The sequence below is a fragment of the Kitasatospora sp. NPDC088346 genome (assembly GCF_044740765.1).
Taxonomy (GTDB): domain Bacteria; phylum Actinomycetota; class Actinomycetes; order Streptomycetales; family Streptomycetaceae; genus Kitasatospora.
This window is the reverse complement of record NZ_JBIURH010000019.1, coordinates 79,824-101,885: the sequence shown is the minus strand read 5'-3', so window position 1 is coordinate 101,885 and position 22,062 is coordinate 79,824. Positions and strand designations below refer to the sequence as shown.

21 protein-coding genes are annotated in these 22,062 nt (G+C 74.2%); 7 read left to right on the top strand and 14 right to left on the bottom strand.

What is annotated here, in order from left to right:
* Window positions 1-6 precede the first annotated feature (6 nt).
* Window positions 7-525, top strand: coding sequence for an NUDIX hydrolase (locus ACIOFR_RS23795; RefSeq protein WP_401000447.1), 519 nt, complete (start codon window positions 7-9; stop codon window positions 523-525).
* Here ACIOFR_RS23795 and ACIOFR_RS23790 read toward each other — a convergent pair.
* Together ACIOFR_RS23790 and ACIOFR_RS23785 are read right to left on the bottom strand one after the other, a co-directional pair.
* Window positions 495-1,169: a cytochrome b/b6 domain-containing protein gene (locus ACIOFR_RS23790; protein WP_401000445.1), complete on the bottom strand. Its 675-nt coding sequence runs from the start codon at window positions 1,167-1,169 to the stop codon at window positions 495-497. The two genes, ACIOFR_RS23795 and ACIOFR_RS23790, sit on opposite strands and share 31 nt — an antisense overlap.
* Entirely contained in the window at window positions 1,153-1,806 is a 654-nt protein-coding gene (locus ACIOFR_RS23785) for a molybdopterin-dependent oxidoreductase (protein ID WP_401000525.1), read from the bottom strand. The genes ACIOFR_RS23790 and ACIOFR_RS23785 overlap by 17 nt, the downstream gene beginning before the upstream one ends.
* 214 nt (window positions 1,807-2,020) lie before the next feature.
* Here ACIOFR_RS23785 and ACIOFR_RS23780 point away from each other — a divergent pair, with 214 nt between their 5' ends.
* The 3 genes from ACIOFR_RS23780 (at window position 2,021) to ACIOFR_RS23770 (ending at window position 7,306) form a co-directional block, all read left to right on the top strand.
* Window positions 2,021-2,800 (top strand): TetR/AcrR family transcriptional regulator, encoded by a 780-nt coding sequence (locus ACIOFR_RS23780; RefSeq protein ID WP_401000443.1) that lies wholly within the window; start codon window positions 2,021-2,023, stop codon window positions 2,798-2,800.
* Between the two features lie 122 nt (window positions 2,801-2,922).
* Entirely contained in the window at window positions 2,923-4,737 is a 1,815-nt protein-coding gene (locus ACIOFR_RS23775; protein WP_401000441.1) for a hypothetical protein, read from the top strand.
* A gap of 310 nt (window positions 4,738-5,047) precedes the next feature.
* The gene (locus ACIOFR_RS23770) at window positions 5,048-7,306 is read left to right on the top strand and encodes a glycosyl hydrolase family 18 protein (RefSeq protein WP_401000439.1); all 2,259 of its coding nucleotides are present in this window, start codon (window positions 5,048-5,050) and stop codon (window positions 7,304-7,306) included.
* Between the two features lie 15 nt (window positions 7,307-7,321).
* Here the strand turns inward: ACIOFR_RS23770 and ACIOFR_RS23765 are convergent, their stop codons facing one another.
* The 11 genes from ACIOFR_RS23765 to ACIOFR_RS23715 all read right to left on the bottom strand — a co-directional run bounded on the left by ACIOFR_RS23765 (window position 7,322) and on the right by ACIOFR_RS23715 (window position 18,188).
* Window positions 7,322-8,008, bottom strand: a complete 687-nt coding sequence (locus tag ACIOFR_RS23765) for a spermidine synthase (protein WP_401000437.1) — start codon at window positions 8,006-8,008, stop codon at window positions 7,322-7,324.
* 177 nt (window positions 8,009-8,185) lie between these two features.
* A complete protein-coding gene (locus ACIOFR_RS23760) occupies window positions 8,186-9,214 on the bottom strand; it encodes a YeiH family protein (protein ID WP_401000523.1) in 1,029 nt (342 codons plus the stop codon).
* Between the two features lie 13 nt (window positions 9,215-9,227).
* Complete coding sequence (locus ACIOFR_RS23755; RefSeq protein ID WP_401000435.1) at window positions 9,228-9,794, bottom strand: cysteine dioxygenase; 567 nt, start codon at window positions 9,792-9,794, stop codon at window positions 9,228-9,230.
* A gap of 88 nt (window positions 9,795-9,882) precedes the next feature.
* Window positions 9,883-10,788, bottom strand: a complete 906-nt coding sequence (locus ACIOFR_RS23750) for a LysR family transcriptional regulator (protein WP_401000433.1) — start codon at window positions 10,786-10,788, stop codon at window positions 9,883-9,885.
* 66 nt (window positions 10,789-10,854) lie between these two features.
* A complete protein-coding gene (locus tag ACIOFR_RS23745; RefSeq protein WP_401000431.1) occupies window positions 10,855-11,718 on the bottom strand; it encodes an amino acid ABC transporter permease in 864 nt (287 codons plus the stop codon).
* Window positions 11,715-12,359, bottom strand: coding sequence for an amino acid ABC transporter permease (locus tag ACIOFR_RS23740; RefSeq protein ID WP_401000429.1), 645 nt, complete (start codon window positions 12,357-12,359; stop codon window positions 11,715-11,717). The genes ACIOFR_RS23745 and ACIOFR_RS23740 overlap by 4 nt, the downstream gene beginning before the upstream one ends.
* An 82-nt stretch (window positions 12,360-12,441) precedes the next feature.
* The gene (locus tag ACIOFR_RS23735; protein ID WP_401000427.1) at window positions 12,442-13,356 is read right to left on the bottom strand and encodes a glutamate ABC transporter substrate-binding protein; all 915 of its coding nucleotides are present in this window, start codon (window positions 13,354-13,356) and stop codon (window positions 12,442-12,444) included.
* A gap of 9 nt (window positions 13,357-13,365) precedes the next feature.
* Window positions 13,366-14,094 (bottom strand): amino acid ABC transporter ATP-binding protein, encoded by a 729-nt coding sequence (locus tag ACIOFR_RS23730; RefSeq protein ID WP_401000521.1) that lies wholly within the window; start codon window positions 14,092-14,094, stop codon window positions 13,366-13,368.
* 20 nt (window positions 14,095-14,114) lie between these two features.
* Window positions 14,115-14,363, bottom strand: a complete 249-nt coding sequence (locus ACIOFR_RS23725; protein WP_401000425.1) for a lipopolysaccharide assembly protein LapA domain-containing protein — start codon at window positions 14,361-14,363, stop codon at window positions 14,115-14,117.
* 217 nt (window positions 14,364-14,580) lie between these two features.
* On the bottom strand, window positions 14,581-16,353 hold the full coding sequence (locus ACIOFR_RS23720) for an ABC transporter ATP-binding protein (RefSeq protein ID WP_401000423.1): 1,773 nt from the start codon (window positions 16,351-16,353) through the stop codon (window positions 14,581-14,583).
* Window positions 16,350-18,188 (bottom strand): ABC transporter transmembrane domain-containing protein, encoded by a 1,839-nt coding sequence (locus ACIOFR_RS23715; RefSeq protein WP_401000421.1) that lies wholly within the window; start codon window positions 18,186-18,188, stop codon window positions 16,350-16,352. The genes ACIOFR_RS23720 and ACIOFR_RS23715 overlap by 4 nt, the downstream gene beginning before the upstream one ends.
* Window positions 18,189-18,511: 323 nt before the next feature.
* Here ACIOFR_RS23715 and ACIOFR_RS23710 point away from each other — a divergent pair, with 323 nt between their 5' ends.
* Window positions 18,512-19,366: an aldo/keto reductase gene (locus tag ACIOFR_RS23710; RefSeq protein WP_401000419.1), complete on the top strand. Its 855-nt coding sequence runs from the start codon at window positions 18,512-18,514 to the stop codon at window positions 19,364-19,366.
* A 107-nt stretch (window positions 19,367-19,473) separates the two neighbouring features.
* Here the strand turns inward: ACIOFR_RS23710 and ACIOFR_RS23705 are convergent, their stop codons facing one another.
* Window positions 19,474-20,274: a MarR family winged helix-turn-helix transcriptional regulator gene (locus tag ACIOFR_RS23705; protein WP_371495780.1), complete on the bottom strand. Its 801-nt coding sequence runs from the start codon at window positions 20,272-20,274 to the stop codon at window positions 19,474-19,476.
* A 565-nt stretch (window positions 20,275-20,839) separates the two neighbouring features.
* Here ACIOFR_RS23705 and fabG point away from each other — a divergent pair.
* Window positions 20,840-21,604, top strand: a complete 765-nt coding sequence (gene fabG / locus ACIOFR_RS23700; protein ID WP_401000416.1) for a 3-oxoacyl-ACP reductase FabG — start codon at window positions 20,840-20,842, stop codon at window positions 21,602-21,604.
* A 149-nt stretch (window positions 21,605-21,753) separates the two neighbouring features.
* Complete coding sequence (locus ACIOFR_RS23695) at window positions 21,754-21,945, top strand: hypothetical protein (RefSeq protein ID WP_401000414.1); 192 nt, start codon at window positions 21,754-21,756, stop codon at window positions 21,943-21,945.
* Window positions 21,946-22,062 lie beyond the last annotated feature (117 nt).

Below are 22,062 nucleotides of genomic sequence, written 5' to 3'. Positions count from 1 at the left end.
GGCCCCATGACGAACCCCGCCGACGAGCTGCTGGACGTGGTCGACGAGCAGGACCGGGTGATCGGCACCGCGCCGCGCGGTGAGGTCTACCGCCGGGGGCTGACCCATCGCTGCGTGTTCATCCTGGTCCGCGACGCGCGAGGCCGGATCTTCACCCACCGGCGCACCGACACCAAGCTCTTCGCGCCCGGGGCGTACGACTGCTTCGTCGGGGGCGTGGTCGGCAGCGGGGAGAGCTATCCGGTGGCGGCCGTCCGGGAGGCCGAGGAGGAGCTCGGGGTGACCGGGATCCGGCCGGAGCCGCTGTTCAAGTTCCTGTTCGAGGACGGCGACCGGCTGTCCTGGTGGTGCGACGTGTACCGGGCCGAGTGGGACGGGCCGGTCGCCCCGCAGGTCGAGGAGGTCGCCTGGCACGGCTGGCTGACCGAGGCGGAGCTGACCGACCGGATGGCGCGGGAGGAGTTCGTGGTCGACGGGCGCGAGGCCTGGCGGCGCTACCTCCGGTGGCGCTCGGCCCCCGCCTGACCGGGCGGTTCCCCGTCCGCGGGCCCGCCCTCGGGGTACTCCCAGTCCGGGTGCTCCCGGACGGCCCACAGCGGGTCGACGCTGCCGGTGCGCATCCCCCGGCGGGCCTCCGGGTCACGGACCGCCATCCAGACGTGCCCGGCCACGGCGACGGCGACCGCCACGGCCAGCCAGTCGTGGACGAAGGTGGCGCCGGTCCGCCAGACCAGTGGCGCGAGGTGGGTGAACCACATCAGCAGACCGGTGCCGAGCATCACCAGCACCGCGCCCGCCGTCCAGGCCGCGTACAGCTTCTGGCCGGCGTTGAACTTCCCGGCCGGGCGGTGGAAGGAGCGGCGGCGCACCGCCCGCAGCCACTCCCGGTCCAGCCCGGTGAAACGGTTCAGCCTGGTCAGGTCGGCCCGCAGGGCCCGGGAGAACAGGCCGAGCAGCAGCGGCACCGGCAGCAGCAGGCCGCACCACTCGTGCACCACCACGACCAGCCGGCGGCGCCCGACCAGCTCGCTCAGCGGCGGGTAGTACAAGAAGGCGGCGGTCACCAGGCAGACCGCCGTCAGCGCGGCCGTCACCCGGTGCACCCAGCGCTCGGCCGCACTGAAGCGGGGGATCCGGCCCGGGGCCGCGGGCTCAGCCGGTGGGCGCATCGTCGCGTCCGTTCGACCGGCCGACCCAGGCGTCGACGTCGTAGCCGTAGCGCTCCCAGTACCCCGGCTCCACGGAGGGCGTCAGGGTGATCCCGGACAGCCACTTGGCCGACTTGTAGAAGTACATCGGCGCGACGTACAGCCGCACCGGGCCGCCGTGCGCGTGGCTGACCGGCTGGTCCTGCATCCGCAGCGCGACCAGGACGTCGTCGCGGCGGGCCTGCTCCAGGGTGAGGCTCTCGGTGTAGCTGCCGTCGAAGCAGCTGAACCGGACCGCGCCCGCGCCGCCGCGCACCCCGGCCGCGTCCAGCAGCGCCGACAGCCGGACCCCCTCGAACGGCGTGCCCGGCACCCGCCAGCCGGTGACGCACTGGACGTCGTGGACGATCCGGTGCTGCTCCATCGCCTCCAGGTCGGCCAGCCGGTAGGTGGCGGGCCGGTCCACCAGGCCGTCGACGGTCAGCGTGTAGTCCTGCGCCGTCCGGACCGGCACCGAGGCCACCACGGAGTAGTACCGGAAGCCCCCTCCGCCGGGCAGCAGCCCGCTCAGGCCGGTCGGGTCCTTGCTGGTGACCCCTTCGACGGCACGCTGCAGGAACGGTCCGGCCGCCACCCCGGCCACGCCCAGGCCCAGCATGCCGAGGACGACCCGTCGCCCCACCGGTGTTCCGGAACTCTCACTCACACCGTCGATTCGACCAGGTCAGCGCCGCCGGGGCCAGGGATCCGGGGCGGCCGTCAGAATTTCGTCATCTCCTCCAAGGACGGCCCGGCCTCCCGGCCGCCGGCCCCCGCCGCCGGGAGGCCGCAGCCGGCCCCGACCCCCGCACCCGGGCCGATAGGGTGACGGCATGGCTTCCCGTACGCCGTCGGCGGCGACCAGGTCGGAGGACGAGCGCGCGCCGCGCCGCAGGCTGAGCGTGGACGAGCGCCGGGAACAGCTGATCGCGGTCGCACTGGACCTGTTCAGCAAGCACCCGCCCGAGGACGTCTCGATCGACGACATCGCGGCCGCCGCCGGTGCCTCGCGCCCGCTGGTCTACCACTACTTCCCCGGCAAGCAGGCGCTGTACGAGGAGTCGCTGCGGCGGGCCGGACGGGAGCTGGCCGGCCGCTTCGAGGAGGCCGCCGAGGGCCCGATGTCGGAGCGGCTGCTGCGGGTCATGGGCCGCTACCTGGACTTCGTCGACGGGCACGGCCCCGGCTTCGAGGCGCTGCTGCGCGGCGGCTCGGTCGCGGCCAGCCCGGGCACCACCGCGGTGATCGACGAGGTCCGGCGGGCGGCCCTGGAGCAGATCCTGGCGCACCTGGCGGTCCGGGATCCCAGCCCCGGCCTGCGCCGGACCGTCCGGGCCTGGATCGCCAACGCCGAGATCACCTCGCTGGACTGGCTCTCCGAGCGGAGCGTCCCGCTGGAGGAGCTCCAGCTCCAGCTGGTGCAGGAGTTCGTCGCGGCGCTGGCCGTCACGGCGGCCCGCGAGCCGGCGCTCGCCGCCGAGCTGGCGGGCTTCTTCGCCGCCGAGCGCCCCGACGGCCCGACCGGGCGGCTGGTGCGCGAGCTGGCCGGGCTGCTGGCCGTCCCCGGCCTGGCCGCTGACCTGGGCCGGCTGGCGACCCCGCCGGCCGGCTGAGCGGGGGCATCCGGAGCTGCCCCGCCCGCTTGGTGAGGTTCCATGCCGGATGCCGTTGCGTCAGCGGTTTCTGATAGAAAGTGGACGTAATTCCACACCGAGAGCGAGGGGGGCTCGGCGCCATGACGCAGGACGGCTTCACAGCCGCAGAGCGGATCGCGGCCACGCTGGACGCACTGGCCGAAGCGCTGCTGGGCGAGCGTGCGACGCACTACCCGGCAGCCGCGCTGGCCGCCTTCGGCGGCGCCGCCCATCCGTCCGCCGGGGCGTTGTTCGGCGTCCGGATCGGCCCCAACGGCCCCGGCGTGACCGGCGTCCACGGCCTGGGCACCGTGGTCGAGGCCGCGCACACCCGTCGCCCGCAGCCCGCCGAGGGCGCGGCCGCCGAGCTGCTCGCCCGGCACGGCGGCGGTGCGGTGCGCGGGTCGGCGGCGCCCTCGGCCCGCGAGTACCACCTTCCGGTCGCGCTGGAGAGCGCGGACGAGAAGCTGCGGCCGGCCTTCACCCCGGCCCTCGCCGGGCTGGCGGCGGACCGTCAGATCCGCACCCCCGACGAGCTGTCCACCGGGTCCGGCGTGGAGGCGCGCCTGTTGGTGCCCTCCGCGTTCCACCCGGTGGCCGTCCGCGGTGACCGGGCGGCGCTGGCCGCCCACCTGACCGAGGTCGCCGAGGAGCTGTTCGCCGGCGCCCCGCAGGCCCGCAAGGAGTTCGCCGTCGTGTCGGCCGCGCTGGCCGAGGAGGCCGCCGCCGCCGGTGTCGTCTTCGCCGGCCTGTCGGCCGTCGCCGTCGCCGGGCGCCGCTCGCACGCCTCGCTGGTCGTCTCGGTCGCCCCGCACGCCCAGAGCGTCGGCGACCTGGCCAACTCGCTGGCCGACCAGCGGCCCGCGGCCGAGGTCTGGCGGGTCCTGCTGCCGGCCGGCCCCGCGGTCCTGCTGGTGGAGCCGCGGTCGTCCGCGGTGCCCGGCCCGCTCACGGACGGCGGCCAGGCCCGATGGCTGGCCGCCGCCGCCGTCGAGGCGTTCGTCCCGCTGCCGGACGGCCGGTCCGTGCTGGCCGTCCAGTTGAGCACCGCCCAGACCGAGGACTGGGAGCTGTACGCGGGCGCGTTCGCCCGGGTCCTGGAGAGCATCCAGCTGGCCTGGGACGGCATCCTCGACACCAGCCCGCTGCCGCAGGCTCCGGCGGCGGTCACCGTCCAGCAGCCCGTGGCGGCTGCTCCCCCGGCCGCTCCCCCGGCGCCGGCCGCTCCCCCGGCCCCGCCGGTGGCCCCGCCCGCTCCGCCGGTGGCCCCGCCGGCCGCACCGGTCCCGGCCGTCCCGGCGCCGGCCGCCGAGCAGCCCACCGGTACGCCGGTGCTGGTCCCGCCCGCGGACTTCAACCCGTTCGCCCCGCCGGCCCCCGCGGCCGCGCCTGCCGCTCCCGCCGCCCCGGCCGCTCCCGCCGAGCCGCCCGCCGCCGGCAAGGGCACCCCGGTCCGGGTCCCGCCGCCGGACTTCAACCCCTTCGCCCCGCAGGCCCCATCGGCGCCGGCACCCGCGGCCGCACCGGCACCGGCCGCCGCCCCCGCCGCGGCCGACCCGTTCGGCACGGTGCTGCCCAGCGCGCCGGTCGACCCGTTCGGCACGGTGACCACGGGTTCGGCTCCGGCCCCTGCGGCCGCTCCCGCCGCCCCGGCCCCGGCTCCCGCGGCGGCTCCGCCGGGCCCCGGCAAGGGCACTCCGGTCCGGGTCCCGCCGCCGGACTTCAACCCCTTCGCCCCGCCGGCACCCCCGGCCGCGCCGGCCGCTCCCGCCGAGCCGCCCACGGCCGGCAAGGGCACCCCGGTCCGGGTCCCGCCGCCGGACTTCAACCCCTTCGCCCCGCAGGCCCCCTCGGCGCCCGCCGCGGCGCCGGAGCCCCCGGCTCCCGAGCCGCCGGCGTACAGCCCGTTCGGCTGATCGACGGTCCCGACGGCGGTCCGGCAGTGTCAACTGCCGGACCGCCGTTCGGCGTTACCGCACCCGAACCCCGGGGGGCCGGGGGCCGGTCCGCCACTTTGGTCCAGACCTATTGCCAGCCGGGCCGTGGCTCCCTACCCTCCTATGACACAGGACCCCTGCGGCAACCCGACGGCCCGGGGCCCGGGCTCCGGGCTGTCCCCACCTGCCCGAGCGCGCGTCATCCATGCACCTGGCACCTCCCCCCACAGGTAGGGGAGCCCGCCCGGTCGGCCACGGCCCCGGCGCGCTCCCGGACAGGAGCCCTTCCATGCGCAGACGTCGGTTCCGGCTACCCCTGCTCGCCGCGGGAAGCCTGATCGCCCCGCTGATCGCGGTCGCCCTTCCCGCCACCAGCGCCCATGCCGCCTCCGCCACCGCCACCTTCGCCAAGGACCAGGACTGGGGCAGCGGGTACGGCGGCAGCTACACCATCAACAACAGCACCGGCACGGCCATCAACGGCTGGACGCTGGAGTTCGACCTGCCGGCGAACAACAGCGTCGCCTCGCTCTGGAACGCGGGCTACACCGCCGCCGGCTCCCACGTGACAGTGAAGAATCCCGGCTGGCAGCCGGTGATCGCACCGGGCGCCTCGTACAACTTCGGCTTCAACATCGCCTATTCGGGTGCCTACCAGCCGCTGCTGAACTGCCGGCTCAACGGGCAGCCCTGCGCCGGCGCCCCCTCCGACACCACCGCCCCGAGCGTGCCCGGCAACCTGCGGGGCACGCTGAGCGGCACCGACGGCGCGGCGCTCGGCTGGTCGGCCAGCACCGACAACGTCGGGGTGAGCGGGTACGACGTCCTCGACGGAGGCACCAGGGCCGCCACCGTCACCGGCACCTCGGCCACCCTGGCGGGGCTGTCGGTCGGCACCCACGCGTTCACCGTGGTCGCCTTCGACGCGGCCGGCAACCGCTCCGGAGCCGCGGGCCCGGTCACCGTGACGGTGCCCACTCCCCCGGCGGACACCCAGCCGCCGACCGCTCCCGGCGCTCCGACCGCCACCGCGACCGGCTCCCACTCGATCGCGGTGAGCTGGGCCGCCGCCACCGACAACGTCGGCGTCAGCGCCTACGACGTGTACAACGGCGCGGGCCTCGCCAAAACGGTGACCGGCACCTCCGCCTCGGTGGACGGCCTCGCGCCGGACACCTCGTACACCTTCACCGTCAAGGCCAGGGACGCGGCCGGAAACGTCTCCCCCGCCTCCGCGGCGGCCACCGCCAGGACCCTGCCCGACACCGGCAACCCGGGCGGCGGGCTGAAGATCGGCTACTTCACCCAGTGGAGCGTCTACGCCCGCGGCTACAGCGTGAAGCAACTGGACACCTCGGGCACCGCGGCGAAGCTGACCACGCTCAACTACGCCTTCGCCAACATCCACCCGACCACCAAGCAGTGCTTCATCACCAACAAGGCCGCCGGCAACGACTCCGACCCGAACGCGGGCGACGGCGCGGGCGACGCCTGGGCCGACTTCGGCCGCGGCTGGGACGCCGGCACCTCGGTGGCCGGCACCACCGACACCTGGGACCAGAAGCTGGCGGGCAACTTCAACCAGCTCAAGCAGCTCAAGGCCAAGTACCCCAACCTCAGGATGCAGATCTCGCTGGGCGGTTGGTCCTACAGCAAGTGGTTCTCGGACGCCGCCGCCACCGACGCCTCCCGCAAGGCGCTGGTCGGTTCCTGCATCGACATGTACATCAAGGGCAACCTGCCGGTGATCGACGGCCGCGGCGGCGCGGGCTCGGCGGCCGGCATCTTCGACGGCATCGACCTGGACTGGGAGTGGCCCAACTCCGACGGCCACCTGGGCAACATCTTCAAGCCCGCCGACAAGGCCAACTACACGCTGCTGGCCCAGGAGTTCCGCCGCCAGCTGGACGCGCTCGGCGCCACCACCGGCAAGCACTACACGCTCAGCGCGTTCCTCCCGGCCGACCCGCTGAAGATCTCGGCCGGCATCGACGTCCCCGGCCTGTTCGGCGCCTTCGACTTCGCCACCGTCCAGGGCTACGACTACCACGGCGGCTGGGAGAACGTCACCAACCAGCAGTCGGCCCTGCGGCTGCCGGCCGGCGACCCGAGCCCGGCGAACCAGCGGTTCAGCTCCGAGATCGCCATCAACGCGTACGTCAGCGGCGGGGCGCCGAAGAGCAAGCTCACCCTGGGCATCCCGTTCTACGGCCGCGGCTGGACGGGTGTGCCGCGCGGCACCACCAACGGCCTGTTCCAGACCGGCACCGGCCCGGGCCCCGGCACCTACGAGCCCGGCTACGAGGACTACCACAAGCTCAAGGAGATGGCCACGAGCGGCGGTTACTCCGTCTACCGGGACGCGGTCGCCGGTTTCGCGTACATCTACAACGGCAGCGTCCTGTACACCTACGACGACCCGACCGAGATCGCCCGCAAGACCGCCTGGATCAAGTCCCAGGGGCTGGCCGGCGCCATGGTCTGGTCGTTCGACGGTGACACCACCAACGGCGAGCTGATGACGGCCGTCAGCAACGGCCTCAAGTAGAGCGGCCGGCGCCCCTCACGCGCGGCGTGCCAGATGGACGACGTCCGGCACGCCGCGCACCACGTCCACCTCCAGCGTCCCGACCTCCACGAACCCGGCCGCGCCCAGCGCCCGTTCGAACGGCTCGGACGGCTGGGCGCTCCACACCGCGAGCACCCCGCCCGGCGCCAGCCGCCGGTGCGCGGCGGCCAGCCCGGCCGGACCGTACAGACCGGCGTTGGCCTCGGTCACCGTCCAGTCCGGCCCGTTGTCGACGTCCAGGCAGAGCGCGTCGTACGGCTCCCCGGGCCCGGCCAGGTAGGCGAGCAGGTCGGTGTGCTCGACGACGACCCGCGGGTCGTCCAGCGCGCCGGCCGAGAACGCGGCCAGCGGCCCCCGCCGGTGCCAGTCGATCACCGCCTGCTCGCGCTCGACGACGGCGATCCGCGCCCAGCGCGGGTCGGCCGCGGCGTGCGCCAGGGAGAAGCCCACCCCGAGACCGCCGATCAGCACGGACGGCCGGGCCGCGGTCAGCCGGTCCAGCGCCGCCTGGACGAGCAGCCGTTCGGAGCGGCCGTCGGCGGTGTCCATCAGGAAGCAGCCGTTGGCGATGATCTCGAAGTGCGCGCCGCGCCGACGCAGCACCACCTCCCCGTACGGTCCGTCCCGCCGGTCGAGCGTGACGGGCGCGGCCGGTCCGGACCGGGAGGGCAGTACGGGCATCGGGCGTCCTCGGGACGGGTGGGGGTGCGGGACCGAGTGCGGGTGCGGGAACGAGTGCGGGTGCGGGAACGAGTGCGGGTGCGGGACCGGCGGGCCACCGCCGGCCGGATCGTGGTCGGCCCGACTCTAGCCCGCCACCCCGGGCCCGTTCAGCGATTTTCGCGCACTACCACCCGGTCAGGTGGTGAGCAGCACGCCCGCGTACGAGACGCCGGCGACCACCACCCAGGCGGCCAGCCCGAGGGCGGCGACCCGGCCGCCGGTCCGGGCCAGGGCGGGCAGGTTGACCGCGCTGCCGAGGCCGAACAGGGCTGCCGCGAGCAGGAGTTCCTGCGCCTGCTGGGCTCCCTCCAGTAGGCCGTCGGGCACGGTGAGGACGCTGCGCGCCACCACCACCGCCAGGAAGCCGGCCACGAACAGCGGCACGACCGGTGGCCGCTTCAGGGTCCGGACGGTCCGCCGCCGGTTGCGCAGGGCGATCCCGACGCCCGCCACCAGCGGCGCCAGCAGGACCACCCGCATCAGCTTGACCAGCACGGCCTCGCGCAGCGCGACCGGACCACCGGTCTGCGCGGTGGCGACCACCTGGCCGACGTCGTGCACGCCGGCGCCGACCCAGCGGCCGAAGCCGGTGGCGTCCAGGCCGAGCGGCTGGTGCAGCAGCGGCAGCACGGCGATGGCGAGGGTGCCGCAGAGGGTGACCAGGGCGACCGAGGTGGCGGCGTCCTCCTCGTCGCTGCCGGCGGCCTCGCTGACCGCGCCGATCGCGGAGGCCCCGCAGATCGCGTAGCCGGCGGCGACCAGCAGTGGCTGGTCGCCCGGCAGGCCGAGCCGGCGGCCGAGCCACAGGGTGCCGGCGAAGGTGGCGCCGACGACCGCGAGCACCATCGCGACGGTGGCCCAGCCGAGCCCGAGGACGTCGTGCAGGCTGAGCTTGCAGCCGAGCAGCACGATGCCGACCCGCATCAGCCGGCGCCCGGCGAGCGAGAGGCCGGGCCGGGCGGCGCCGCGCACCAGGTCGCGCAGCCGGGGCAGGTGGGCGGCGGCGATGCCGAGGGCGACGGCGGCGGTGAGCCGGGGGACGGCGGGAACCGCGGCGTGCACCGTCCAGGCGACGGCCACGCCGAGGACGGCCAGGGCCAGGCCCGGTCCGTTGCGGCGGAAGGCCGGCGGCAGGGCCGGGCGGGCGACGGCCCGGAGGGTCAGGGCCACGGCGCCGTCACCGCTCGTCGGCTGGGAGGCGGTAGACCCGGCGGATGCTGCTGCCGAGGCGGGCCAGGTCTGCGCCGTAGACGTGCAGCGAGATCGCGGTGCCGGTGCCGCTGTTGCGGACCCGGTGGATGTCGCCGGGGGGCGCGAAGCCGCACACCGTGCCCTGCCGGTTGACCACGTCCTCGGTGGCGACCAGGCGCGCGGTGTTCCCGTCGGAGATCAACCGGTAGCGGCGTTCGCCCTCCTCGCCGAGGTGGACGCCGGTGGTGCACCAGGAGAGGTGGTCGTGGATGGAGGTCCGCTGGCCGGGCAGCCAGACCAGGGCGACCAGCGAGAAGCTGCCGTCGGACTCGGCGTGCAGCAGGTGCTGGCGGTAGTGGTCGGGGTCGCCCTCGCACTGCTCGGCGGTGAGCAGGTCGTCGGCTCCGAGGTGCGGGGCGAGCCGTTCACCGACCAGGTAGGCCGTCAGCTCGGGCGGCAGGCCGCGCTCGACGGTCTCCCGGATCTCCTCGACCAGGTCGCGCAGGCGCCGGGTGCAGGCGGCGGTGGCTGCTCTCGGTGCGGTGGTTGTCATGCCTGCAGGGTCGGGCGGACCGTCCCATCACGTCCAAGGAGGGTTTCTTGGCGGATTCACCATCAACGCTTATGGGTTGCTGCGGACCTCAGCAGCCGGCCCGGGCCGAGGCGGCCCGGCGGAGTTCCTCGACCACCACGGCGGTGGCCGGCACCCGCAGGTGCTCGCGCAGCACGTACGCGGAGACCCGGCGGAACTGGTGCGGCTCCACCAGCCGTCCGGTGACCTTCTGGTGGCACATGAAGGCCAGCACCAGCGAGGGCATCAGGGCGATCCCGACCCCGGCGGCGACCAGGCTCTGTACGGCCAGGTTGTCGTCGGTGGTGAACACCACGTCGGGAGCGTATCCCTCGTCGGCGCAGACCTGCAGCAGATTGGCCCGGCAGCGGGGACAGCCGGCGATCCAGCGCTCCTCGGTCAGGTCGGCGAGGCGGACGGCGTGCCGGCGGGCCAGCGGGTGGCCGACCGGGAGCAGCACGGTGAGCCGGTCCTCCAGCAGAGGGATCTCGACCAGCTCGTCGGCGACCGGCGCGGTGGTGTCCTGGTAGCTGAAAGCGAGGGCCACGTCGCACTCGCCGCGCAGCAGCCGCTGGACGGACTCGGGGGGTTCCGCCTCGGTCAGCTCGACCCGGACGCCGGGGTGGTCGGCGAGCAGGCTGGCCATCGCCTCGGGGATCAGGGTGGCGTTGGCGCTGGGGAAGCCGCAGACCCGTACCCGTCCGGCGCGCAGCCGGGCGAGCGCGCCGAGCTGCTGGTGGGCGGCGTCGAGGCTGGTCAGGATGGTCCGGGCGTGCCGGGCGAGCGCCTCGCCGGCTTCGGTGAGGCGCAGCCCGCGGCCGGATCTGGTGAACAGCGGGACGCCGGCGGTGCGCTCCAGCGCCTTCATCTGCTGGGTGACGGCCGGCTGGGTGTAGCCGAGCACCCGGGCGGCCGCCGAGTAGGAGCCGCTGGTGACCACCTGGTCGAAGGTCTTGATGTGCCGTGAGTCGAACACCTGGGAATCATAAGCGGATTTTGGGGTCGGGAGCCAAATCCCCTGGCGTCACTTTGACATCTCCCGTCACTCCCCGGTCGGGGGCAACCCCATCACCACGCCGGCCTTCGCCATCGGCGCGCCACCGCGCACCCGGGGGCTGCGCCGGCCGTGCCGCTCCACCAGCCGGGCCAGCCAGGAGAGCAGCAGGCACAGGCCGATGTAGATCGGCGTGATCACCAGGACCACCGGGATGAAGGGCAGCCCGTAGTCGAGGTTGGTGGCGATCAGCTTGCCCGCGTGCAGGAACTCCTCGTACGTGATCAGGAAGCCCAGCGAGGTGTCCTTGAGCGCGACCACCAGCTGGCTGATGATGCTGGGCAGCATCGCCCGGTTGGCCTGCGGCACCAGCACGTACGCCATCACCTGGGTCTTGCGCATGCCGAGCGCGAAGGCCGCCTCCCGCTGGCCCGCGGGCACCGCGAGCACCCCGGCCCGGAAGACCTCGGCCAGCACCGAGCCGTTGTAGAGGGTCAGCCCGGCGACCAGGGCCCAGAGCGGCTGCACCTTCAGGGCGACGAAGATGAAGAAGATCATCACCAGCAGTGGCATGGCCCGGAAGAACTCCACCACCGCCGTGCACACCAGGCGCACCGCCCGGTGGTCCGAGAGCCGCCCAGCGGCGAACAGCGCGCCGAACGGCAGCGCCAGCACCACCGTCAGGGCGAAGGCCTTCAGGGTGTTGCCGAGACCGCGCAGCAGCAGCTCCTGGATGCCCCGGTACTGGAAGGGGCGCCACTTCTCGGCGGTGAACTGGTGGGTGTGGAACAGCATGTACACCACCCAGCCGACCAGCGCCGCGATCAGCACCAGCGCGATCAGCCCGTACAGCCGGTGCCGGGCGAGCGCCCGGGGGCCGGGCACGTCGTACAGCGCCGAGGACTCGCTCACCGGGACACCGCCGCGCGCCGCTCCAGCCGGTCGAACAGCAGGCTGATCGCCAGGGTGATGACCAGGTAGCCGGCCGCGATCCAGACGAAGGTCCACACGATGCCGTACCCGAGTTCGTTCAACGGCCGGTAGACGCCGAGGAGTTCGGTGACGCTGAACGATCCGGCGATGGCCGTGTTCTTCGCCAGCGCGATCATCACGCTGCCCAGCGGCGCCACCACCGAGCGGTACGCCTGCGGCAGCACCACGGCCCCGAGCGTCTGGCCGAAGGTCATCCCCAGGCTGCGGGCCGCCTCCCCCTGCCCGGCCGGCACGGTGTTGATGCCCGAGCGCAGCGCCTCACAGACGAAGGCCGAGGTGTAGCAGCCGAGCGCCAGCACCGCGAAGGTGAAGAACGGCAGGGTGATGTCGAACCGCGGCAGGCCCAGCACCACCACGAAGAACAGCAGCGTCAGCGGGGTGTTGCGGAGCACCGTCACCCAGCCGGTGCCGAAGATCCGCAGCGGGCGCACCGGTGAGACCCGGAAGCCCGCGATCAGCACGCCCAGCGCGAGCGCGAGCACGGCGCTGATCAGGGTCAGCCAGAGCGTGCCCAGGAAGCCGTGCCAGTAGGTGGAGAAGTTGTCGGTCAGGACTTTCATGCCGGGCGGTCCTCTCTGGGTCCCACAGCTGCGGGGCGCGGCCGGTACCGGGCCGGACGGAGGCCGGTCGGTGCCGGCCCGGTCAGTACCGGTCGATCGGCGGCGGTTCGGGCGCGGGCACCCCGGACAGGCCCAGCGTGGCGTCGTACGCGGCGCGCCAGTCGCCGTTCTCCTCGTGCCGGGCGAGCGCGTCGTCGACGGCCAGCCGCAGCGCGCTGTCGTTCTTCGGGGTGCCGACGCCGTAGGGCTCGGTGGAGAACGGCTGCCCCGCGATCCGCAGCTCGTCCGGGGCCTTGGCGGCGTAGCCCTGGAGGATGGCGTTGTCGGTGGTGACGGCGTCGACCTGACCGCTGATCAGGTTGTCGACGCAGGCCGAGTAGGTGTCGTAGCCGATCAGCCTGGCCTTCGGGTAGTCCTTCTGGATCCGCTGGTACGGCGTGGAGCCGGCCGCGGAGCAGACCTTGCGGCCGTCCAGGTCCTGCGGGCCGTTGATCTCCCGGTCGTTCCTGCGCACCAGCAGCGCCTGCCCGGCGACGAAGTACGGGCCGGCGAAGCCGACCAGCTTCTTGCGGTTGTCGTTGATGGTGTAGGTGCCGACGTAGTAGTCGACCTGGCCGTTCTGCAGCGCGGTCTCGCGGTTGGCCGAGGCGATGGTCCGGAACTCGATCCGGTCCGGGGGGAAGCCCAGGTCGGCGGCGACCATCCTGGCGATCTCGATGTCGAAGCCGGAGTACTCGCCGCTCGCCGGGTCCTTCTGCCCCAGGTACGGCTGGTCCTCCTTGACCCCGACCACCAGGTGGCCCCGGGCCCGGGCGGCGTCCAGCGTGGCGGAGCCGGTGACGGGCTCGCCGCTGCGCACCCGGTACGCGGGCAGGGCGCCCGGCTGCGGGCCCTTGACCGGCGGGGTGCCGGACTTCCCGCAGCCGGTGAGGGCCAGGAGCGGGGCCAGGAGCAGGGCCAGGGCCGGCAGCAGGGCGGCCGCGGTGGGTCGTCGCACGGCGCCGCCTCAGTGCTTGAGAATCTTGGAGAGGAAGTCCCGGGCCCGCTCGCTCTCCGGCCGGGCGAAGAAGTCCTCGGGGGCGCGGTCCTCGACGATCCGGCCGTCGGCCATGAACACCACGCGGTTGGCGGCGGAGCGGGCGAAGCCCATCTCGTGGGTGACCACCACCATGGTCATCCCTTCCCGGGCGAGGCCGCGCATCACGTCCAGCACCTCGTTGATCATCTCGGGATCGAGGGCCGAGGTCGGCTCGTCGAAGAGCAGCGCCTTGGGGTCCATCGCCAGCGCCCGGGCGATCGCCACCCGCTGCTGCTGGCCGCCGGAGAGCTGGGCCGGGTACTTGTCGGCCTGGTCGGCCAGGCCGACCCGCTCCAGCAGCGCCCGGGCCCGGCGCTCCGCCTCGTCCCGGGGCCGCCCCCGGACCTTCACCGGCGCGAGCGCCACGTTCTGCAGCACGGTCCGGTGGGCGAACAGGTTGAAGCTCTGGAACACCATCCCGACCTCGGCCCGGAGCTTCGCCAGCCCGCGGCCCTCGGCCGGCAGCGGCTGCCCGTCGATGACGATGGTGCCGCTCTCGACCGGCTCCAGCCGGTTGATCGCCCGGCACAGGGTGGACTTGCCGGACCCGGACGGCCCGATCACCACCACCACCTCGCCGCGGCCGACGGTGAGCTCGATGTCCCGCAGGACGTGCAGGTCGCCGAAGTGCTTGTTCACCCCGCTCAGGCTGATCAGCGGGGTGAAGGCGGCGGGGGTCACCTGCTCTGACGCCCCTTGGCGAGCCAGCCGAGCGCCGCGCCCGCGAGCAGCGTCGCCAGCAGCGCGATCCACAGCGGCGCCGTCACGGTGAACACCCAGAGCTGGATCTTCACCCGTTCCAGGTTGGCGAACAGGAACCAGACCGCCAGCGCCACGATCACGACGATGGCGATCACCCTGGTCGGCACACCCGCGATCTCGCCGCGCTTCTTGGCCCCCGAGGAGCCGTCGGAAATCTTGGTCACCCCGGCAGTCTGCGCCGCACCGGGCCCGCGAACGGCCGCGCCGCCCGGGGTTGGCCCGGGCGGCGCAACGCGGTGCACCCGTTCGGGCGACCGGCCGGCCGTGGCGGCCGGACCGGCCGCCGATCGGACGAGCGGACGCCGGACGAGCGGACGGCGGGCGTCCCACCCGTCAGCGCTCGTCCCACCCGTCAGCGCTCGTCCCGCCCGTCAGCGCCCGTCAGCGCTCGTCCCGCCAGGAGCGCCAGAGCGCCGCGTACGGTCCGTCGGCCGCCACCAGCTCGCGGTGGCTGCCGTACTCGCTGATCCGGCCCTGCTCGACCACCGCGATCACGTCCGCGTCGTGCGCGGTGTGCAGCCGGTGCGCGATCGCGACCACCGTACGGCCGTCCAGGACCCGCGCCAGCGAGCGCTCCAGGTGCCGGGCGGCCCGCGGGTCGAGCAGCGAGGTGGCCTCGTCCAGCACCAGGGTGTGCGGGTCCGCCAGGACGAGCCGGGCCAGCGCCAGTTGCTGCGCCTGGGCCGGGGTCAGCGCGGTGCCGCCCGAGCCGACCTCGGTGTCCAGGCCGGACGGCAGCGCGTCCGCCCACTCGGTGGCGTCCACCGCCGCGAGCGCCGCCCGCAGCTCGGTGTCGGCGGCGGCCGGCCGGGCCAGCCGGAGGTTGTCCCGCAGGGTGCCGACGAAGACGTGGTGCTCCTGGTTGACCAGCGCCACCTGGGTGCGCACCCGTTCGGCCGGCATCCGGGACAGCTGCGCGCCGCCCATCGTCACCGTGCCGCGGCCGGGTGCGTAGATCCCCGCGAGCAGTCGGCCCAGGGTGGACTTGCCGGCCCCGGACGGGCCGACCAGCGCGACCCGGCTGCCGGGCGCCACGTCCAGGCTGATGCCGTGCAGCACGTCCGCACCCTCGCGGTAGCCGAACCGGACCTGGTCGGCCGTCACCCGCGCGCCGTCCGGGTGCACCGACTCGTCGGTCTCCGGGTCCGGCACCTCGCGGACGCCCACCAGCCGGGCCAGCGAGGCCTGGCCGATCTGCAGCTCGTCGTACCAGCGCAGGATCATGTCCACCGGGTGGGTCAGCGCCTGGGCGTACAGCACCCCCGCCGTCAGCTGGCCGACGCCGATCCAGCCGTTCAGCGTGTACACCCCGCCGAGCAGCAGGGTGCCGAGGATCGCCAGGGCGTAGGTCGCCTCGATGGCGGGGAACCAGCTGACCCGCAGCCAGAGCGTGTACCGCTCCCAGTCCAGCCACTCGGCGATCTTGCGGTCGGTCAGCTCGACGCGCTCCCGGCCGAGCCGCATCGCCTCCACCGTCCGGCCCGCGTCCACCGTCTCGGCCAGCACTGTGTTGACCGCCGCGTAGCCCGCCGACTCCGCCCGGTACGACTGCGGGGCCCGCCGGAAGTACCAGCGGGAGGAGGCCAGCAGCAGTGGCAGGCCGAGCAGCGCGCTGACCGCCAGCAGCGGGGAGGTGAGCACCAGGGCCCCCGCCACCAGCACCAACGAGACCACCGCGACGGCCAGTTCGGGCACCGCCTCGCGGACCGACTTGGCCAGCCGGTCGATGTCGGTGGTGCCCCGGGAGACCAGGTCCCCGGTACCGGCCCGCTCCAGGACGCCCGGCGGCAGGGCGACCGAGCGGACCAGGAAGTCCTCCCGCAGGTCGGCCAGCACCTCCTCGCCCAGCACCCCGCCGCGCAGCCGGGACAGACCGGTGAAGACGGCCTGCACCACCAGCGCCGCCAGGTACCAGCCGACGGCGGAGACCACCCGGCCCCCGGCGGTCCCGGCGCTCAGCGACTCCACCAGCGAGCCCAGCACCCACGGGCCGACCAGCCCCGCCACCGTGGCGACGGTGTGCAGCCCCACCACGCCGGTGAACCCCCGGCGGTGGCGCCGGGCCAGCAGTCGCACGTACGAGCGGACGGCGGACGGCGAGCCGACCGGCAGCACGGTGGCCGGCCCGCTCTCCTGGACGACGGGGGGCTTCATGCCGGCTCCTTCACGGGTTCGTCGCGGACCGCGGGGTCGCCGTCCTCGCGGGTGCCGTCCGCGCGGACGGCGCCGTCGGGGGTGTCGTCCTCACGGGTGACCACCGCGCGGTAGTGCCGGTCGGCGGCCAGCAGGTCGCGGTGGCGGCCGGTGGCGGCCACCCGGCCGTCGCGGACCAGCACCACGGTGTCGGCCCGGTCCAGCAGCAGCGGGCTGGTCGCGAGGACGACGGTGGTGCGACCGGCCCGCACCTCGCCCAGCCCGGCCGCGATCCGGGACTCGGTGTGCGCGTCCACGGCGCTGGTCGGCTCGTCGAGCACCAGCACCGGCGGGTCCGCGACCAGTGCGCGGGCCAGCGCCAGCCGCTGGCGCTGGCCACCGGAGAGCGAGCGGCCGCGTTCGGTGATCACGGCCCGCATGGCGTCCCCCGCGCACTCGGGCGAGCCGTCGACCAGGGCGTCCAGCACGTCCCCGGCCTGCGCCGCGGCCAGCGCCTCGGCCACCGTCACCCGGCCGGAGCGGGGCACGTCCAGCAGGTCGGCCAGGGTGCCGGAGAGCAGCACCGGCTCCTTGTCGTGCACCAGCACGGCGGCCCGGGCCGCGGCGAGCGGTACGGTGTCCAGCTCCGTGCCGCCGAGGCGGACGCCCGGCTCGGGCCGCTCCCCCTCGGCCGGCGGCAGATGGCCGCCGAGGCGGGCGGCGAGGGCGCCGGCCAGGTCCGGGTCGCCGCAGACCACCGCCGTCAGCCGGCCGGCCCGTGCGGTCAGCCCGGTCACCGGGTCGTGCAGATCGGCGCGCTCCGGGCGGTCCAGCACGGCGGCGGGATCCACCGCGTCGGCGCCGCGGTCCAGCGCCAGCACCCGGGTGGCCCGGGCGGCCGAGACCCGGGCGACGCTGTACGCGTGCGCGGCCTCGCCGAGGATCCGCAGCGGGGCCGCCAGGAAGGCGGTGGCGCCGTAGACGGCGACCAGCTGGCCCACCTCGATCCGCCCGGAGACCGCCAGCCGGGCGCCGTACCAGGTCACACCGACCACGAACAGGCCCGGCAGCAGGACCTGCTGCGCCTGCATCAGGGCCCAGATCCGGCTGGCCCGCACGGCCGCGCCGCGGACCCGCTGGGAGGCGGCGCGGTAGCGCTGCAGGAACAGCTCCTCGCCGCCGATGCCGCGCAGCACGCGCAGCCCGGCGACGGTGTCGGCGGCCAGCTCGGTCGCCTTCCCCCCGAGCGCCCGCTGCTCGTCGTAGCGGCGTTCGAACGGCCCGAGCAGCGGCCACACGGCCACCGCCAGCACCGGTACACCGAGCAGGACGGCCATCCCGAGCAGCGGCTGCTGCACCAGGACGGCCACGCTGACACCGAGCCAGACCAGCACGGCGGCCCGCACCCGGGCGATCAGCTCCACGTACCAGCCGATCTTCTCGACGTCGCCGCTGCTCACGGCCACGATCTCGCCGGTGGCGATCGAGCGGGACAGCCCGGCGCCCAGGTGGGAGGCCTGGCGGGCGACCAGCTGACGGAGCTGGGAGGCGGCGGTGATCCAGTTCCACACCGCCTGGCGGTGCAGCAGGACGAAGCCGGCGGTCTGGACGACGGACAGGGCGAGGGCCAGCGCGCCGGCCCGCCAGAGCCCGCCGGCGTCGTGCTCGACGACGGCCTGGATGCCGAGGCCGAGGGCGGTGGGCAGGGCCGCCATACAGCCCAGCTCCAGCACGCCCCAGCAGGTGGCGAGCAGCTGGCCGCGGCGCTGGCAGCGGCGCAGCCAGCGCAGGAAGGCGATCGGGGAGGAGAGGTCCGGGTTCCCGGGGTCGGACAGGGGCAAGGGTGCGAGCGGCATGACGCTCCGTTTGCGCTGTGCTGACAGGGTCTCTGCGGCGGCTGCCGGGGCGCGCGACCGGTGCTCGGGCGCGGCGATGCGCCCCGGCGGGGGCGTGGGCGGCCGGGGCGGAGCAGGAGTGGGGGGACGGTCTCGTCACGACGTCATGGGCATCGAGCCTGCCCGGCCCGGTGTGATCTGCGCAACAGGTTTTCCGGCCGCGGCGGCGGCCGGGCGGGGGTCACCGATTCCGCCGGATCCCCGCCGGCGGGGGAATGATTCCAGGTCGCCGGCGGTTGGGCATGGTCGGACATCATCGGACGATCAGAGGGGCACCCCTTCTCGTGAGCACCATCCCCAGCGTCACCCTGAACAACGGCGCGGAGATCCCGCAGCTCGGCTTCGGTGTCTGGCAGGTCCCGGACGCGGAGGCCGCGCCCGCCGTGCGGACCGCCATCGAGGCCGGTTACCGCTCGATCGACACGGCCGCGATCTACGAGAACGAGACCGGCACCGGTCAGGCCGTGGCGGAGGCGGGCGTCCCGCGCGAGGAGCTGTACGTCACCACCAAGCTGTGGAACTCGGGCACCAAGGACTGGTCGGGCGCCCAGGGCCGGGACGCCGTCCGCCGGGCCTTCGACGACTCGCTGGGCAAGCTCGGCCTCGACTACGTCGACCTGTACCTGATCCACTGGCCGCGCCCGATGCACGGCACCTTCCTCAACGTGTGGGAGGGCGTCACGGAGCTGCTGGCGGACGGCCGGGTCAAGTCGGTCGGCGTCTCGAACTTCGGCATCCCCCAGCTGGAGACCCTGCTCAAGGAGAGCTCCGTGGTGCCGGTGCTCAACCAGGTCGAGCTGCACCCGTACTTCCCGCAGCGCGAGCTGCGCGAGTTCCAGTCCCGGCACGGCATCGCCACCGAGGCGTGGAGCCCGCTGGGCCAGGGCGGCGATCTGCTCGCCGAGCCGGCGCTGGTGAAGACCGCCGAGAAGCACGGCCGCACGGTCGCCCAGGTGGTCCTGCGCTGGCACCTGCAGAGCGGTGTCATCGCGATCCCGAAGTCCGTCACGCCGTCCCGGATCCGGGAGAACCTCGACGTGGCCGGCTTCGAGCTGGACGCCGAGGACATGGCCGCGATCGCGGCGGTGGAGACCGGCGTCCGGATCGGTCCGGACCCGCAGGGCTTCGACTGGAACTGACCGTCCCGGTCGGTGCACATGCTTGAAGGGCCGCCACTCCCGAGGGGGTGACGGCCCTTCAAGTGCCCTGGCGAATCGTTACGCCCGATTCGCGGTCGGATCCTGCGCTACAGCCGTGCCGCCTTGGCGAGCAGGGCCATCGCCGGCTCGTGCTCGTCCGCGTCGAGCGGGGAGAGCAGGAGCTGCTGGACCTCGCGCACGCCCGCCGCCGAGCGGTGCAGGAGGTCCTGGCCGTCCGGCGAGAGCGACAGCAGGTTGCGCCGCCCGTCGGAGGGGTCCCGGCGACGCAGGACCAGACCGCGGCGGACCAGCCGGCTGACCATCTCCGCCATCGTCGCCTTGTCGAGCGAGGCGAGCTCGCCGACGGTGCGCTGGTCCGCGCCCGGCTCGGTCTCCAGCGCGTCGAGCACCGCGTACTGCGGGGCCGTCAGTTCGGAGCCGACCTTCTCGGACCAGAGCTTGGTGTGCACCTGCTGCGCCACCCGGATGAGGTAGCCGATCGCCCGCTGGGCGTCCAGCATCGGCCGGGCGTCGGTCATGACCGCGACGGCGGCAGGCTCCAGCCGGGCTATCTTCGACATCACCCGGACGATCTCGACCTGCTCGTCGGGGTTGAGGGGCTCGAACAGCGTGCGCTGCACTCGGACCACGCCGCCGGTGGCCTCGCGCACCGCCTGGGCGCCGTTCTGCGAGAGTGCCAGCAGCTTGCGACGGCCGTCGGCCGGATCGCGGCGGCGGAGCACCAGGCCGCGCCGCACCAGGCGGGCGACCATCTCGGCCATCGTGGCCTTGTCGAGCGAGGCCCGCTCGCCGACCGTGCGCTGGTCGGCGCCCGGTTCAAGGGCCAGCACCAGCAGAACGGCGAACTGCGGAGCCGTCAGCTCGGTACCGACGAATTCGGACCACAAGCGGGTGTGTACCTGCTGGGCCACGCGGATGAGGTGGCCGGGCGACTGCTGCAGTCGACCGGTCACTCGGGTTGTCGGGATCTCCCCCAGCACCATGAAATCCGTCCCGGTGTCACGCCCGGTGTGTGTGGGACACCCGGGCGGGGCAGTAACGGCGAGTGAGCATCCCGCTGTGATGGAAGGCACGCCAGCCGTGCAGCCGGTGGCTGCTGGCGCACACTATACAAACGGTCGGCCTGTGCTGGCAGGCAGGGGCCAATAGTAGACGCATGTTCGGCGAAGTTGGCATATTTCCCCGGTCTGTCGGGGCCGTGTCAGACGGTGGTTCACCCGCTCGGATCCGGACCGCCCTCACCCTCCGTCACCTGCGGCGCTGCCCTCTGGCCCGGAATCCTACTCGCCGGTAAGGTGACCGCGCACCACGCAGCGCCACCACCCCGCTCCGCGCCCGCCCGCTCCCGCCCCGCATCGGGCGGTGACGGCCCCGGGCCGGACGCCTCCCGGGGAGGCCGCCGTCAACGCTCCGGCCTCGCCCGTCACCCCATCGAGAGAGACGAGTACGAGCATGACCGAGCAGATCACCACCCGGGTCGCGATCGTGACCGGTGCCGCCCGGGGCATCGGTGCCGCCACCGCCCTGCGCCTGGCGGCCGACGGCTACGCGGTCGCGGTGGTCGACCTGGCCGAGGACGCGGCCCGGGAGACCGTCGAGCGGATCACCGCGGCCGGCGGGCGGGCGCTGGCCGTCGGCGCGGACGTCTCGGACGCCGGGCAGGTCCAGGCCGCGGTCGACCGGATCGCCGAGGAGCTGGGCGCCCCGGTCGTGCTGGTGAACAACGCCGGCGTACTGCGGGACAACCTGCTCTTCAAGATGTCCGAAACCGACTGGGACACCGTCATGGACGTGCACCTCAAGGGCGCCTTCCTGATGACCCGCGCGGTGCAGAAGCACATGGTGGACGCCGGCTTCGGCCGGATCGTCAACCTGTCCTCCTCCTCCGCCCAGGGCAACCGCGGCCAGGCCAACTACTCCACCGCCAAGGCCGGCCTGCAGGGCTTCACCAAGACCCTGGCGATCGAGCTCGGCAAGTTCGGCATCACCGCCAACGCGGTCGCACCCGGCTTCATCGCCACCGACATGACGGCGGCCACCGCGGCCCGGGTCGGCATGGAGTTCGAGGCGTTCAAGGCGGCCGCGGCCACCCAGATCCCGGTCGGCCGGGTCGGCGTCCCGGAGGACATCGCCAACACCATCTCGTTCCTGGCCGCCGAGGGTGCCGGCTTCGTGTCCGGCCAGGTCATCTATGTCGCGGGCGGCCCGCTCGACTAGGTCCCGTCCCGGTCGGGCCCGGCGGGGTCCGGGGCGCGACACGCCGGGGCGGCCTCACCGCGCGGGCGACGGGCGGACAGGTCCACACTCGTTAGGAGGCCTGCCGCCCGCCCGGACGGCCGGCCGACCCCCTCTCCCGGAGGCCCTCTATGTCCGAGCCCAGTGACGTCGACTCCATGCCGACCCCGGACCACCTGCTGCACACCGGATCCGAGCACCCCGTCGATCCCGAGGACCTGGTGCGCGCCTCGGGCCGCGAGCCCACCCCCGAGCTGATCGAGAAGGCCCGCCAGGATCTGGCCAAGTACGGCGCCGCCGCCGTGGAGCGACTGCTCCCCTGATCGGCGCCGGTCCGGCGTCGAAGGCCCCGCAGAGATGCGGGGCCTTCGACGTTTTCTACATGAACATTTCACGGTCGTTTTCGCGACGGACCCGTAGTCAGACCCGTCGAACTGCGC